Genomic DNA, 14,891 nt, shown 5'->3' with positions numbered 1-14,891 from the left:
TATGCTTGGCTTTTTTATGTTTATAAACCGATGAGCTTAGCTTCAGTCCAATTGTTTCTCGGCGCATTATGGCGATAAGTATTAGCTGCTACTATTAGGTTTAACTTTGCCGGTTTTATATTGTTTTACCGCCTACCTTGAGGAAATGCGCTTTATGGTTCACTATCAAATTCAGAGTTTTTGCTAGGAGCCAGTTGTCGTGAATGAGGAAAATACTGATCAACTTAAAGCGCAAATCTCGCAGCTTAAGTTTGCGCTCGATAATGTGCCCGCATACGTATACATCAAAAATGAACACTCTTTATATGTGTATGCTAACAAGCAAACCTTAGATTTGTTTGGCTGTTCTGAGGACACCCTAGAACAATTTGGTGATCACGATTTTTTCCCTGCAGATACGGTCAAAAATATTCGCGACTCTGATGCCAAAGTGTTAGTTGGAGAGCGCACTAAAGAGGAGGTGATCGTTCCCTATCCAGATGGCCGAAAAGCGATTTATTGGGAAGTGAAAACGCCACTTTTTAGCGTCCAAGAACCCAATAAAATTGTGGGTATTCTGGGAGTTTCAACTGACATCACTAAAAGACGAGACTTGGAAGAGCAACTAAAACATGCCGCTTCCTCTGATGCTCTTACGGGCCTATTAAATCGCCGTTATTTCTTTGACCGATTAACCCACGCATTGCAATTGAGTAAACGCTACCAAAGCTCAGGTGGGGTGATCTGTATCAGCACTGATAAATTCAAAAGTATTACCTATGATTTCGGTCACGCAGCTGGTGATGCATACTTGATTGAAGTAGCTAATCGCTTGCGTCATGTAACCCGTGAAGCGGATAGTATTGCAAGCCTCGGAGATGGTGAATTTGCAGTGCTTGTAGAAGGCCTTAGCGCAGATCAGAATGTCGCCCATGAGAGTGTTGAGCATATTGCTGATAAAATAGAATCTGTCATTGCCCGTGAGTATTCAATTCAAGGAGTGACCTACACTGGAGCCGCTCATACCGGAATTGCTATGTTCCTTGGAGAGCAAAAAAGTGCTGACGAGATCATCGCAGAAGCAGATAAACAAATGCGTATGATCAAAAGTGAGCAGGGTTAGCATTGAGTGAACTTAAAACGCGACCAAATTATGGTGATGTAATTACATTTATCGAAACCATTTCTAACCCTGTTAGAAGGGCGGATGCGTTTGTGTTGCTTGATTTATTGATCAAGGTGACAGGGCGTGAACCCGTAATGTGGGGGGGATTCCATTATTGGCTTTGGGCGCTATAGCTATACTAACTCTAAGGGGGAGTATTCAAGGCTTATGACCGGGTTCTCTCCACGCACGCCATAGCTCTGTCGCCATATAGGATCACATCCTTAAGCGGATAGGTATTAAACCATAAGCGCAAACAAAAAACGCGAGCCTAGCTCGCGTTTTTCCGTGAAATCAAATGGCTTTATTACAAGCTTTCGATTTTTGCTTTTTGCTCAAGTAGCTTCGCTTTAGCGTCACTGAATTCAGCAAGTTTAGATTTTTCTTTTTCAAGCACCGCTTCAGGAGCATTGCTTACGAACTTCTCGTTCGCTAGCTTCTTCTCAACCTGTTCTAAGCCTTTTTGTGCTTTTTCAAGCTGCTTTGCGATACGTGCAAGTTCAGCATCAACATCAATCAGACCCGCCATTGGGATCATGATTTCAAGTTTGCCAACCATTGCCGTTGCGCAAGCAGGTGCTTCATCCGCGTTGGCAAGCACTGTTACTTCTTCTAGCTTAGCAAGCGAGCTTAGGAAGTTACGGTTTTGCTCGAGGCGACGAATATCTTCATCACCCGCGTGAGCAAGAAGTACGTTCAGTGGCTTGCTTGGGCTAATGTCCATTTCACCACGGATGTTACGAATAGCGACGATGAATTGTTTTACCCATTCAAGATCAGCCATTGCTGTAGCATCTACTTTGCTCTCATCAAAGTGCGGGAACGCTTGCAGCATGATGGTATTTGCTTCGATACCAGCAATAGGTGCTACACGCTTCCAGATTGTTTCTGTGATGTAAGGCATCAGCGGGTGCATTAGACGAAGTAGGCCTTCAAGTACGGTGATAAGCGTATGACGTGTGCCACGTTGCTGTACTTCGTTACCTTTGAATAATACTGGTTTAGTAAGCTCTAGGTACCAGTCACAGAATTGGTTCCAAGTGAACTCGTAAATCGTATTAGCAGCAAGGTCGAAACGGTAGTTATCCAAATGCTCAGTGAAGGTTTTCACTGTTTGTTGGAATTGACCTTGGATCCAACGATCTGCAAGCGAGTATTCACGCTCGGCATCATTGAAGCCACAATCTTGCTCTTCTGTATTCATCAGTACGTAGCGGCTAGCGTTCCATAGCTTATTACAGAAGTTACGGTAACCTTCAAGGCGGTTCATATCCCAGTTGATATCACGGCCTGTTGATGCCATTGCCGCAAGTGTGAAGCGCAATGCATCCGTACCATGTGGCTCAATGCCATCGGCGAATGTTTTACGAGTGTTCTTCTCAATCTTCTTCGCCAGCTGTGGCTGCATCATGTTGCCAGTACGCTTAGTCACTAGGCTTTCAAGGTCGATACCGTCAATCATGTCGAGTGGGTCAAGGACGTTACCTTTAGACTTCGACATCTTGTCGCCGTTTTCATCACGGATAAGACCAGTCACGTAAACGGTTTTAAACGGTACCTGTGCTTTGCCATCTTCATCTTTGATGAAGTGCATGGTCATCATGATCATGCGCGCAACCCAGAAGAAGATGATGTCAAAGCCGGTTACCAACACGTTAGACGGGTGGAATACTTTTAGGTCTTCCAGGTTGTTTGGCCAACCGAGTGTTGAGAAAGTCCACAATGCAGATGAGAACCACGTATCAAGTACGTCGTCATCTTGGCTCAGAGCTACATCGTCGCTTAGGTTATTGTCACGGCGCACTTCAGCTTCATCACGGCCAACGTAAACGTTACCTTCATTGTCGTACCAAGCTGGAATGCGGTGACCCCACCATAGCTGACGCGAGATACACCAATCTTGAATGTCACGCATCCAAGCGAAATACATGTTCTCGTATTGCTTAGGAACGAATTGGATATCACCGTCTTCAACGGCTTTGATTGCCGGCTCAGCAAGTGGTGCTACTCGCACATACCATTGGTCAGTCAATAATGGCTCAATAACTACACCTGAGCGATCGCCGTAAGGAACTGTTAGGCTGTGGTCGTCGATTTTCTCAAGCAAGCCCGCCTGCTCAAACTCTTCCACAACTTTGGCACGTGCATCGAAGCGGTCTAAGCCATGGAAACGCTCTGGAATTGGCGCATCAAATTCAAGTGGCTTGCCGTCGAATGTGAAGGTTTCACCAACGCTTAAGATCGCCGCATCTTTATCGAATACGTTGATCATCGGCAATTGGTGGCGTTTACCTACTTCGTTATCGTTGAAGTCGTGCGCAGGGGTAATTTTCACACAGCCTGTGCCTTTTTCCATATCCGCATGCTCATCGGCAACGATAGGAATACGGCGATTAACGATAGGTAATAGAATTTCTTTACCGATAAGGTCTTGGTAACGCTCATCATCAGGGTTTACTGCAACACCTGTGTCGCCTAGCATAGTTTCAGGGCGCGTTGTAGCTACCACGATGTAGTCTTTACCGTCTTGTGTTTTGACGCCATCAGCAAGCGGGTAGCGCAAGTTCCACATGTGTCCTTGCTTGTCTTTGTTTTCTACTTCAAGGTCTGAAATGGCCGTGTGTAGTTTTGGATCCCAGTTAACTAGGCGCTTACCGCGGTAGATTAGGTCATCTTTGTAAAGACGAACAAATACTTCTTTTACCGCTTCTGATAGACCTTCGTCCATGGTGAAGCGCTCACGATCCCAATCGACAGATGCACCTAGGCGGCGAAGCTGCTTGGTGATAGTGCCACCCGATTGCTCTTTCCACTGCCAGATTTTGTCGATGAATGCATCGCGGCCCAAGTCGTGGCGTGTTTTACCTTCTTCAGCGGCAAGCTTACGCTCTACAACCATTTGTGTTGCGATACCCGCGTGGTCAGTACCTACTTGCCAAAGCGTGTTGTTGCCTTGCATGCGCTTGAAGCGGATTAGGGTATCCATGATGGTATCTTGGAACGCGTGGCCCATATGTAGGCTACCAGTGACGTTTGGAGGCGGGATCATGATCGAGTACGAGTCGCCTTCGCCACTTGGTTTGAAGTAACCGTTTTCTTCCCACTCTTGGTAGAGAGATTGTTCAATATCTTGCGGATTGTAGGTTTTATCCATTGCCCAGGACCTTAACTAAATTCTGTCTAAACTTTTTGTGTGCTTAGCTGCGCGCCAATGTCGCGAAGCTGCTTGTATTTTGCTCGTGCCGCATGTTTGCGCTGCTCATCGGCAGGCACAAAATCTAAAATGGTGTCGAAGCGGCGGATGAAATCCGGCACTGTTGACGCTAAATTAATTAGCACAGTGCGCTTAGCGACTGGCGGCGTTTGGCCAATCTCCACGGCGGCACCACCTCGAGAACCTTCGCCTTGAAGGTTGTGAGGCACAAAGCTGTCGGCGTCAAACGCCCATAAATGCTGGTCGATCAGATGCGCATCGTCACGATTATCAACAAAAATAAACACTCTTTTACCTTGGCGATATTGCTCAGCCGCAAGGCGAGCGCCAAGATCAAAATGAGCCGGCACTTGATTGCCCGGCTCATCAGCATGTTCTAGCAGGTAAAATAACGCGTGCATTGCGTCCTCTACGCGGCTCGTTAATCCGCCAATTTTGACACAATCGGCAGTTTGCATCAATGAATAAGCCCCTTAAAAAGGGGCTTATCGTTCACTCGATGAGTTTCTAACTGTGATTAGTCTTGCGTGCTTTCTGAAACACCAGCGCGATTAATCAAGTATTGGGTAAGCATCGGCACAGGTCGGCCTGTTGCACCTTTATTTTTACCGCCACTGCGCCATGCAGTGCCAGCGATATCCAAGTGCGCCCAGTTATATTTCTTGGTGAATTTAGACAAGAAACATGCCGCCGTGATAGTTCCCGCAGCACGACCACCTAGGTTGGTGAAATCAGCGAATGGGCTTTCTAGTTGCTCATGATAGTCGTCCCACAAAGGGAGTTGCCATGCACGGTCGCCACTTTGCTCACCGGCTTTTAGTAGGTCATGCGCCAGTGGGTTGTGGTTTGAAAGCATGCCTGTCGCATGAGCGCCCAGAGCGATGATACACGCACCTGTTAGGGTCGCAACGTCGATAACCGTGTCTGGTTCGAATGCTTCAACATAGGTGAGGGCATCACAAAGTACCAAACGGCCTTCGGCGTCAGTGTTTAGCACTTCCACAGTTTGGCCTGACATTGTTGTTAATATGTCGCCTGGACGATACGCATTGCTACCTGGCATGTTTTCACAACCAGCCAGTACACCAATCACATTGATCGGCAGGTTCATTTCTGCGATTGAACGCATGGTGCCGATAACACCCGCTGCACCGCCCATATCGTATTTCATTTCATCCATGCCTTCGCCTGGCTTAATAGAAATACCGCCTGAATCGAACGTTAAGCCTTTACCGACAAGTACGATAGGCGCTGCATTTTCAACACCCCCGTTGTAATGGATCACAGACATCACAGATTCGTTTGCACTGCCACGGCCAACAGCGAGGTAGGAATGCATGCCTAGCTCTTCCATTTCTTGCTCGCCAACCAGATTTACGGTGACTTTGTCGAATTCTGTTTCCAGTGATTTTGCTTGCTCACCTAAGTAACGCGGGTTACAGATATTAGGTGGCATGTTGGCAACGTCTTTACATAATTTAGCACCTGACGCGATTGCTAAACCATGCTCAATGGCGCTTTCACCGATAGGTAATTCACGGCGAGTAGGGACGTTAAATACAATTTTACGCAGAGGGCGACGTGGGTCGCTCTTTTTACTTTTCAGCTCGTTGAATGTGTATAAGCAATCTTGTGTTGTTTCAACCGCTTGGCGAACTTTCCAATACGTGTCGCGGCTCTTAACGTGTTGTTCGGTTAAGAAGCACACGGCTTCCATCGCACCAGTTTCATTCAAGGTGTTGATGGTTTTGGAGATGATTTGTTTATATTGTTTGTCATCCAGTTCGCGTTCTTTACCGCAGCCAACAAGTAGCACGCGCTCACTTAATACGTTTGGTACATGATGCAGTAGTAACGTTTGGCCCGGCTTACCTTCAAGGTCGCCGCGACGTAATAGATTAGAAATATAGCCTTCACTGATTTGGTCCAGCTGTTCGCCAATGGGGGATAAACGGCGTGGCTCGTATACACCGACTACGATACAGGCACTGCGCTGTTTCTCTGGACTACCACTTTTTACGCTAAATTCCATTGTGACTCCTAATTGAGGAAATATCAGCTCTTCATTAATTTTTACCATGAAGTCGCTGTGAAAGTACTTTAATTTGCCAGTGAACTATTTGCGCAATTCATTATCCACTAAACTAAAGTGTAGACAATTGCATACCTTAGGTATGATATTTAATGCGCTTGGCATATAATAAAGTGACTAAAATAACTAGTTTACTCAAATTTTCCCACTATGCCAGTGAAACACGACGTTTTTAGGGGCGGACATTGCTGATTTTTCGATACTTAACCGCTGAAGTTTTTAAGTCGCAGGTGGCTGTTTTTCTTACACTCATGACGATATTTGTGAGCCAAAAGTTCGTTGTGATTTTAGGTGATGCCTCTGAAGGAAGTATTCCCGCAAAACTCGTGCTTTCTGTGGTTGCACTGAAACTGCCGCAACTTGCTTCACTCATTCTGCCATTGAGCATTTTTCTAGGTATTATCCTAGCCTATAGCCGTGTCTATGCGGATAGCGAAATGACGGTTTTGAAGGCTTGTGGCGTGAGTGAATGGTACGTTGTACGCGTTACGCTTATCTCAAGCACAGTATTAGCTATTTTGGCCGGCGCCATGACGCTGTATCTTGCCCCTTGGGCCAGTGAAAAAGAGTATCAGCTCAAGGAACGCGCCGAGGCCGAAGCAGGGCTCAGCGCGCTGCGTGCAGGTCGTTTTCAAGAAACAGGCAACGAAAAAGCGGTGGTGTTTATCCATAACATTGATGACGGTGGGCGTTCACTCAACCGTGTCTTCGTTGCGCAATTACAGCGTGGCGAAGGACCGCAAAAATCGCAAATAGTGTATGCCGATATGGGCCGTGTTGAAGAACGTGATAATGGCGAGCAGCAATTAATCATGACCAACGGCCAACGTGTTGAAGTGAAAGATGATGCTTTGGATGTTCAGCGTACTGAATTCGATACTTATCAGGTGCAAATTCGCGAACAAGCCATTGAACACCAACGTCGCAAATTAGAAGCTGTGCCGACTTCTGAATTGTTGAAGCAAGATACCAATGAAGCTGTATCTCAGTTGCAATGGCGTTTGGCGATTCCGCTTTCTATCCCTTTATTAACCTTGATTGCCGTGCCTTTGAGTGTGGTTAACCCGCGTCAGGGCAAGTTTGCTAAATTAGTGCCCGCCATTAGCTTATATCTAGGCTACTTCATTTTGTTAAAGGCCGCTGAGTTTGCATTGGAAGACGGTAAGATTCCAGTGTCTGCAGGACTTTGGTGGGTGCATTTGAGCGCCTTATTCATCGGCGCATTTTTGATTATCAAAGGCCGTCCTGTCGGTGCTTGGCTCAGAGCCACATTCTTACGTCGAGGTAGTGCAGTATGATGAAGACTCTCGACTGGTATTTAGGTCGCAGCATTATGCAAACCACAGGGTTTGCATTGTTGGTGTTGGTTGGCATTAGTACCTTAATCAAATTTATTGAGCAGTTAAAATCGGTCGGTCGTGGTAGTTACGACTTGATGGATGCGATGTTGTACACCCTTTACAGTATGCCAGGTGACATCGTGGTATTTTTCCCGATGGCAGCACTAATCGGTGGTCTTACTGGCTTAGGAGCGCTAGCTTCAAACAGTGAGCTTGTTGTGATGCAAGCTGCTGGTATGTCGCGTTTGCAAGTGATCACTTCGGTAATGAAAACAGCGATAGTGATGGCGCTGGTGATGATGGCTGTTGCTGAGTGGGGGGTGCCGAGGGCTGAACAAACTGCAAAGCAACTTCGCTCTAACGCTATCTTCGGTGGCGATGTCTTTAGTGCGCAACAAGGAGTATGGGCGAAAGATGGCGATGTCTTCATTAATATTGAAGACGTGGATCAGCAAGGCCAACTCAGCGGCATTCGTATGTACCACTTCGATGATAAGTTACAGCTCGATCAAGTTACATTTGCGGACCGAGCATTTAATCAGCCCGGAGGTTGGTTGTTACAAGGTGTACGCACGTTAGACATGGATGAACAACAAGTCTCTGAGCAACAGCAAAAGCAGATGTTTTACCGTTCGGAATTGACCGCTGAGAAGCTAGGTGTTGTATCTGTTAAGCCTGAAACTTTATCGTTCACTGGATTATGGTCCTATTTGCAGTATTTACGTCAGAATGACCAAGATACGTCTACGTATGAGCTCGCTTTGTGGCGCAAAATCATGCAACCCGTAGCCTTGGGGGTGATGTTGCTGGTAGCGTTATCTTTCATCTTTGGTCCGCTGCGTACAGTGACTATGGGCGCACGTATTGTGATGGGGGTAATCACGGGTATCGTTTTCCACTTAACTGACCGTATATTCGGGCCGATTGTGTCTGTATATCAAATACCTGCGTTTATCGGAGCCGTACTGCCTAGCTTGTTATTCATTGTGTTCGCAAGCTATCTACTTAAGCGCCGAAACTAACACACAGCCTCTGATTGGCTCACATAGTTTTGCTGTGCTGAGCCAAGATTCCAATACCCTTTACGTCTTCAGGACTGCACCTTAGGGTTTAAAGCCTCATACCAATCGACATAAATACATAAACACTCTAGCGTGTTAAATAAAGTGCAAACGGGGTTCGTGATTTCTCAAATAGAACAACTCGTTGTTGAAATGATTGCTTTGAAATCGCGATATTTATATATCGCTATTTATGGTCAATAACTTAAGTCACTTTGTTGAAAGGTTTCTTGCGTAGTTTTTATGAATGCGCTGAGGTGTGTTTACACGATGAGGTAGGCTGGTGTTGTGAGCGGCTAACTGGCCGCTCAATGGCAAGGTTAATTAATCTAACGAGCGGTAAATTTGCTTGTTATCTTCTTTTGACAATGTCACTACGTGGCAACCCGAAAGGTGGTCTTGCAGCGCGCGCTGATTTTTAAAGTCCACCAGTACCAACAGATTTCCGAGCCCGCACAGTGAGGCCAAGCTGCGCCAAGCGCCTTGCCAAAAAGTGGGTAGGGAACCATCTAAACGGCGCACCTGTAAGCGCCAAGCACGCATACCGATTGTTTGCCCACTCTTACTCCAGAAGTAGCCAAAGAAGCTAACACTCACAAACACTAATAGAATGTCACGCAACACATATAAGATGGGGTTTTTTTGAATGAGATCGGCTACGTCTTGGGCGTCACCTAGGGCAACCCACCCGAGAGACACGGCACCTTGAACCAATAGAAGGTAAACAACCGTTGTAAGCATGGCAAAAGCGATGACGACAAGACCATCGTAGATGAGGGACGCAAGGCGGCGACCAAAGCCAGCAGATAAAGGTTTCGAAGACGACATGGTTAGTTTTCTCTCAATCAAAATCGGCGACAGTGTAACAAAGGCGATTGGCAAAGGCGATTATTTCACTTTAGGTGCCTATACAATGCGACGAGTGAGTGAGCATAAACCCCATAAAAAGTCTGGATTTGTTCGAATAGTGGGCAGTTGACAGATTTCTAACATAAAACGCTTGCCGCGCTAAACATTCTTTGTATAATGCAGGGCATAGAGATGAGGGCAGATAAACAAAGCCTTTGCTCTGAAGTGGTTTTTCTTTATCTTCTCGCTGAGAAGGTCAAAGAAAAAAGATGCCAGTGTGATGGAATTGGTAGACATGACGGATTCAAAATCCGTTGCCTTCGGGCGTGGCGGTTCAAGTCCGCCCACTGGTACCACTTTTGATAACCCTAGCCGAATGGCTGGGGTTTTTTTATGCGTGCAATCCCTGCACTTAGCCTATGGGCCAACCTACGGTCGTTCAAAAATGTTCCTGACATTTTTGTATGTCTGGAATCTGTTGTTTTCGGACTTGAGCGCCACGCGGGCGTGGCACTGTTGCGGGTTTGGAGTCCGCCTGCTGGTACCACTTTTGATAACCCTAGCCGAATGGCTGGGTTTTTTTTATGCGTGCAATCCCTGCACTTACCCTATGGGCCAACCTACGGTCGTTCAAAAATGTTCCTGACATTTTTGTATGTCTGAAATCTGTTGTTTGTGGACTTGAGCGCCACGCGGGCGTGGCACTGTTGCGGGTTTGGAGTCCGCCCACTGGTACCACTTTAGATAACCCTAGCCGAATGGCTGGGGTTTTTTTATGCGTGCAATCCCTGCACTTACCCTATGGGCCGACCTATGGTCGTTCAAAAATGTTCCTGACATTTTTGTATGCCTGAAATTTGGTGTTCGCGGACTTGAGCGCCACGTGGGCTACACTCAGCATACCCGAGACGCTGACATGCTTATTCATATGCAACCCACTGTCCCAATTAGCTTTATGTTCTAGCAGCAGGTAACTGCGTGGTCTAAACTTAACTGATTGGCCGTCTAACGGTCGCACATATCCATTGTGAAAGGTTTAACTATGCCGCACTCTGGTGAGTCAAAGCGCACCACTTCCATAGCTAAAAACTCGTTTCGGCACAGGCTGCTTCGACGGATACTCCTTGCCATCGTTTTAGTATTTGGTTTGGGAGGCATACTTGTTCACCAAGTTTTATACGACGAGCTAAAAAGCCAGAAAATAAAAGATCTCGAACAAACAACGCACGTTCTTAATGGGTTAATAGAAAGTTCCGTTCAAGTGTCCGTAGAGAGTTACCTAAAAGGAGTGTCTGAATCCAGTATTCAGGTGGTGGAGCGTATTTTTAAACGCTATACCGAGGGAGAGTTATCTCAAAGTGACGCTAAAGCATTAACGGCATCGTATATAGCTAGCCTTGAATTTGAGCACAGTGGATATCTTGTTGCAATCGACTGCACTGACGCCGATCGCCCGGTATTGGTGGCTCACCCTAACTCTTCACTCATAGGAGCTGATAACTCTCGGTTTCCATTTATGGTGGAAGAATGTGCTATCAAAAATGGCTTTTACGAGTTTCAAGTTGAATTACCTAAATTTGGAGTCGTTGATAAATCCATTTGGCTTACAGAATTCGCGCCATGGAATTGGGTTATTGGTGTGTCGCCATTCAAACATGAATACGATCAACTCTATAGTTTTGAGGCGGTAAAAAGGGCACTCGATGAGCTGCAACTCAATGCCGGTTTCATTCCATATGTAATTGATATAGATGGAACTTTTGTTGTTCATTCACAACTGCAAGGGCACAGTGCGTTTGCAATCAAAGATGCGCAGACGGGAAAGTCAGTTATTGCACAACCGCTGGAGACACTCAAACGAGCGATAGCGCAAAACAATAAAGACGACTTTAGAGGTATTACGACATACACCCTTCAACACTCGGATAAGGAAAGCTTGTCGCGCCATATCGCGAGCTACCAATATATAGAGGCAACGGGGTGGATAATTGTGTTAAGTACGCAAATGGCCTCTATCGATGAAGGAATGTTGCACTTTACCTACCTTCATGCTGCTTCAATAGTGATATCACTATTTATCTGTTACTTCATTATCTCACAAACAATATCGCCAAAATTGCAGGCCGTTGCAGATTTAACCAATGAAGTAGAGAACATTGCAAAAGGTCATTATGACGTGCGTTTACCCGTTCACAGAGAGGGGGAAATAGGACGACTTAGTATTGCCATAGAAAATATGGCGCAAGAAATTCAAGACCACACCGCGTCTTTAGAGCAAACGGTAAATGAACGCACTCAACAGTTGAAAGCTGCAAATAAAAAACTTGAGTTAATTGCTCACACTGATGCGTTAACGGGTGTTGCTAATCGCAGGAAGTTTGACGCATTTTTTGATGCGCAGATTGCTCATTCGGCCCAGAGCCAGCAGCCCTTTACACTTATCCTTTGCGACATAGATTATTTCAAACAATTTAATGACCTATATGGTCACGATGAAGGCGATGCGTGTTTGAGAAAGGTGGCTCAGTTACTTGAGCACACTGTTGCACAGTGCAGTGCACACAGTAAGTTAGTAGCACGATATGGTGGAGAAGAGTTCGCAGTGATTTTGACGGATTTGGAGAATTCACGGGTGCAAGAATTGGTATCTGACTTATTACGCAAAGTCGTAGAACTGAATATTGATCATCACGCATCTAAATATCAGCAAGTCACAATCAGCCTAGGTATAGTGTGCACAGTGCCAGATGAATCAACAGTCGCGCGTGACGTATTCGTAAGAGCCGACAAAGCACTGTACATTTCTAAGAAGACTGGTAGAAATAAAGCTAGTTTTGATGAATAACAACCTGTGTTCTGAAGAATTATTCGCTGGATTGAAAGCTTATTTCAGGGTTGATGGCGATTGAACCGTTGTCACGACGCTCGATGATATTATTTAGTTCGAGCTCATCGATAATCGGTGATAGCTCCGTATCTGACATGCCGCAATTGAGCTTAATATGCTCGAGAGACACTTGGTTGTTGGCGTCACTGAGTGCTTGGGCGAGCATCATACGAAAGACTAATTTTTCTCTACGTGCCATAACAGTTTTCCCGATATTCATAGATAAAAATTCTGTTGCGTCTCATTGAGCCAAAATTTTAACGTTAGTGCAATAGTTTATTTTTTGGGCAAATTGGTTGTCGAGCTGAAATTTGATTTGGTGGTTTATTGATCAATGAGTTAGTGGGTTTGTAAAGCTAAATATATTATCGAAGTTAGTTGTTTCAACCTGTGGCTGACGCGTATGCACTTTACGCTAATGAGCCAATCTGTTGATTATACTTTTTGAACCAAATCAGGTGGCCTCTGTCAAACAAGTGTAAATAATATTGCTATACAAGACTGATAATAAAAGGAATTTGTATGCTTGTTCGTACTTTGTTGATAATTTTGAGCACTACTTTGTTGGCTTCTTGCAGTATGCTGATGAGCCAAAACACCCAAAGCTCAACCCAATCCAGTAGCCTAGTCGATTACTTATATCCCAACGAAGGTGACCGTGCTGAGCACACACCGCAAATCCCTGTTTTAAGCTTGCCTGTTAATGTTGGTTTAGCATTCGTTCCTTCAGATAACTGGCAATCAAATGCGCTGCACAACCAAAATAAAATTGAATTGCTCAACAAGGTAAAGCAGTCTTTTTTACAACACGAATATATCAATCGCATCGAGGTGATCCCCGATGCGTATCTCAAAGGGGGGGAGGGGTTCACAACGTTGGAGCAAGTGGCGAGATTGTATGACGTCGATGTGATGGCGTTGGTGTCCTATGACCAAGTGGCAAACACCTACGAAAACAAGGCGGCGATCTGGTACCTTACTATTGTTGGCATGTATGTGATTGAAGGAAATGAAAATACAGTACAAACATTTGTCGATACAGCAGTATTTGATGTAAAAAGCCGTAAAATGTTGTTACGCGCTCCAGGGTTGAGCAAATTAAATGAAAGTACCACTGCAGTGGATATCGCTCAAACCCTGTCAGACAAGTCGTACGAGGGTTTTGAATTAGCATTTGCAGATATGATAACGAACCTCGATGTTGAACTTGGTCAGTTTGAGAAGCGAGTAAAAGAAGAAAAAGTAGCTAAAGTAGTCTCCAAGAATGGTTCTGGTAGCTCAGTAAGTGTTTACTTACTATTGATTTTTGGATGCGTACTATTGCTTCGTAACCCAAAGCAAAGTCACTTAAGCTAATCAACTTTTGCAGTTCGTTTGGTTGTGAACTTCTAACTTTAAAAAGGAACTTTGGTGAAACCTATCGTCCTGTATATTTGTTTGGTCTTTGTATCTGCGTGCTGTATGGCGCAGCCAGCTAAAGTGTTAGTTAATGGCTTGGAAATGGAGTACGAAGACTCAGGCGGTGAGGGCATCACCTTGTTATTAGAAGCAGGAGGCTCAGCGGGTATGGACGACTGGCAAAGCATCTATCCCGCATTGGCAAAGCAGTATCGAGTGATCCGTTACTCGCGTTTGGGAAATGGTCGCTCGGCGCCAATTGAAAAAAACTACAGTAGTGAAGAGTACGCTGACGAAGCTAAAGCCTTATTGCAGGCCCTTAAGGTTGATACACCGGTGGTTTATATCGCACATTCTTATGGGGCTTACATTGCCCGAGTTTTTGCAGCGCGTTACCCGCAAGACGTTGTTGCGCTCATGCTAGTTGAGCCTGCATCTGAGCACGATGTGGACATTATGCGCGCTATCGATCTGGTGCAGGCCGAGAAAGAAATTGCCCAAGTAAAATTAGATGACATGCGTGGTGGCATGTCTAATCAGTATTTAGATTTCTGGGCAAAACGCCCCCTTCCTGATTATCCCGCTATCCCAGATATCCCCGTTACTGTAATTGCCTCAGTGAAAAAATACGATGATCCACCGTTATTGTTCTTTACTGATGAAGCACGAAAAATGTGGGGAGAGCTGCACTCCCATTGGGCAAAGACTTTTCCACAGGGGCGAGCAGTGCTTACTGACCAAAGCTACCACTACCCACAAAAAGATGAACCTGACATGGTCATTAAAGAAATCGTGCGGTTGGTACAACAAGTGATCACGGCAAAAAGTCACAAGTAGCATGCTGGGAATAGCGCTACCGTTTATGCCAGCAGCACTTAATCGCTGAATAAAAAAGTGCCACCCAAG

Annotated in this window: 11 protein-coding genes and 1 tRNA gene; 7 read left to right on the top strand and 5 right to left on the bottom strand. The window is 45.5% G+C overall.

Features of this window, described 5'->3' with window-relative positions; genetic code table 11:
- Positions 1 to 199: 199 nt before the first annotated feature.
- The gene (locus V1358_RS13225) at positions 200 to 1,102 is read left to right on the top strand and encodes a sensor domain-containing diguanylate cyclase (RefSeq protein ID WP_347393823.1); all 903 of its coding nucleotides are present in this window, start codon (positions 200 to 202) and stop codon (positions 1,100 to 1,102) included.
- Positions 1,103 to 1,451: 349 nt separating this feature from the next.
- Here V1358_RS13225 and V1358_RS13220 read toward each other — a convergent pair whose 3' ends face one another.
- The 3 genes from V1358_RS13220 to pepA all read right to left on the bottom strand — a co-directional run bounded on the left by V1358_RS13220 (position 1,452) and on the right by pepA (position 6,390).
- Complete coding sequence (locus V1358_RS13220; protein ID WP_347393822.1) at positions 1,452 to 4,298, bottom strand: valine--tRNA ligase; 2,847 nt, start codon at positions 4,296 to 4,298, stop codon at positions 1,452 to 1,454.
- 26 nt (positions 4,299 to 4,324) lie between these two features.
- Complete coding sequence (locus V1358_RS13215) at positions 4,325 to 4,759, bottom strand: DNA polymerase III subunit chi (protein WP_347390579.1); 435 nt, start codon at positions 4,757 to 4,759, stop codon at positions 4,325 to 4,327.
- Positions 4,760 to 4,875: 116 nt separating this feature from the next.
- Complete coding sequence (pepA, locus tag V1358_RS13210; RefSeq protein WP_347393821.1) at positions 4,876 to 6,390, bottom strand: leucyl aminopeptidase; 1,515 nt, start codon at positions 6,388 to 6,390, stop codon at positions 4,876 to 4,878.
- Positions 6,391 to 6,635: 245 nt separating this feature from the next.
- Here pepA and lptF point away from each other — a divergent pair, with 245 nt between their 5' ends.
- Positions 6,636 to 7,748, top strand: coding sequence for an LPS export ABC transporter permease LptF (gene lptF / locus V1358_RS13205; RefSeq protein WP_347390581.1), 1,113 nt, complete (start codon positions 6,636 to 6,638; stop codon positions 7,746 to 7,748).
- On the top strand, positions 7,745 to 8,812 hold the full coding sequence (gene lptG / locus V1358_RS13200) for an LPS export ABC transporter permease LptG (protein ID WP_347390582.1): 1,068 nt from the start codon (positions 7,745 to 7,747) through the stop codon (positions 8,810 to 8,812). Before lptF ends, lptG begins: the two co-directional genes overlap by 4 nt.
- Positions 8,813 to 9,175: 363 nt before the next feature.
- Here the strand turns inward: lptG and V1358_RS13195 are convergent, their stop codons facing one another.
- Positions 9,176 to 9,679, bottom strand: coding sequence for an RDD family protein (locus V1358_RS13195; protein WP_347393820.1), 504 nt, complete (start codon positions 9,677 to 9,679; stop codon positions 9,176 to 9,178).
- 292 nt (positions 9,680 to 9,971) lie between these two features.
- Here V1358_RS13195 and V1358_RS13190 point away from each other — a divergent pair.
- Together V1358_RS13190 and V1358_RS13185 are read left to right on the top strand one after the other, a co-directional pair.
- A tRNA-Leu gene (locus tag V1358_RS13190) sits at positions 9,972 to 10,056 on the top strand.
- Between the two features lie 686 nt (positions 10,057 to 10,742).
- The gene (locus V1358_RS13185) at positions 10,743 to 12,545 is read left to right on the top strand and encodes a sensor domain-containing diguanylate cyclase (RefSeq protein ID WP_347393819.1); all 1,803 of its coding nucleotides are present in this window, start codon (positions 10,743 to 10,745) and stop codon (positions 12,543 to 12,545) included.
- Between the two features lie 19 nt (positions 12,546 to 12,564).
- On the opposite strand, the gene V1358_RS13180 is transcribed toward V1358_RS13185, so the two are convergent.
- Positions 12,565 to 12,786, bottom strand: coding sequence for a hypothetical protein (locus V1358_RS13180; RefSeq protein WP_347393818.1), 222 nt, complete (start codon positions 12,784 to 12,786; stop codon positions 12,565 to 12,567).
- 323 nt (positions 12,787 to 13,109) lie between these two features.
- Between V1358_RS13180 and rhlP the strand changes: the two genes are divergently transcribed.
- Positions 13,110 to 13,943: a rhombotarget lipoprotein gene (gene rhlP / locus V1358_RS13175; RefSeq protein WP_347393817.1), complete on the top strand. Its 834-nt coding sequence runs from the start codon at positions 13,110 to 13,112 to the stop codon at positions 13,941 to 13,943.
- Positions 13,944 to 14,048: 105 nt separating this feature from the next.
- Positions 14,049 to 14,822: an alpha/beta fold hydrolase gene (locus V1358_RS13170; RefSeq protein ID WP_347393914.1), complete on the top strand. Its 774-nt coding sequence runs from the start codon at positions 14,049 to 14,051 to the stop codon at positions 14,820 to 14,822.
- Positions 14,823 to 14,891: the final 69 nt, after the last annotated feature.

Source organism: Pseudoalteromonas pernae (assembly GCF_039831865.1).
Taxonomy (GTDB): domain Bacteria; phylum Pseudomonadota; class Gammaproteobacteria; order Enterobacterales; family Alteromonadaceae; genus Pseudoalteromonas; species Pseudoalteromonas pernae.
The sequence above is the reverse complement of the archived record's forward strand: the minus strand, read 5'-3'. Positions and strand labels throughout refer to the sequence as shown.

Bases quoted from the DNA above. Each gene is read 5' to 3' on its own strand.
- V1358_RS13180 (WP_347393818.1), bottom strand. From the start codon at position 12,786: ATGGCACGTAGAGAAAAATTAGTCTTTCGTATGATGCTCGCCCAAGCA.
- rhlP (WP_347393817.1), top strand. From the start codon at position 13,110: ATGCTTGTTCGTACTTTGTTGATAATTTTGAGCACTACTTTGTTGGCT.
- V1358_RS13170 (WP_347393914.1), top strand. From the start codon at position 14,049: ATGGCGCAGCCAGCTAAAGTGTTAGTTAATGGCTTGGAAATGGAGTAC.
- V1358_RS13185 (WP_347393819.1), top strand. From the start codon at position 10,743: ATGCCGCACTCTGGTGAGTCAAAGCGCACCACTTCCATAGCTAAAAAC.
- lptG (WP_347390582.1), top strand. From the start codon at position 7,745: ATGATGAAGACTCTCGACTGGTATTTAGGTCGCAGCATTATGCAAACC.
- V1358_RS13215 (WP_347390579.1), bottom strand. From the start codon at position 4,759: ATGCACGCGTTATTTTACCTGCTAGAACATGCTGATGAGCCGGGCAAT.
- V1358_RS13220 (WP_347393822.1), bottom strand. From the start codon at position 4,298: ATGGATAAAACCTACAATCCGCAAGATATTGAACAATCTCTCTACCAA.
- pepA (WP_347393821.1), bottom strand. From the start codon at position 6,390: ATGGAATTTAGCGTAAAAAGTGGTAGTCCAGAGAAACAGCGCAGTGCC.
- V1358_RS13195 (WP_347393820.1), bottom strand. From the start codon at position 9,679: ATGTCGTCTTCGAAACCTTTATCTGCTGGCTTTGGTCGCCGCCTTGCG.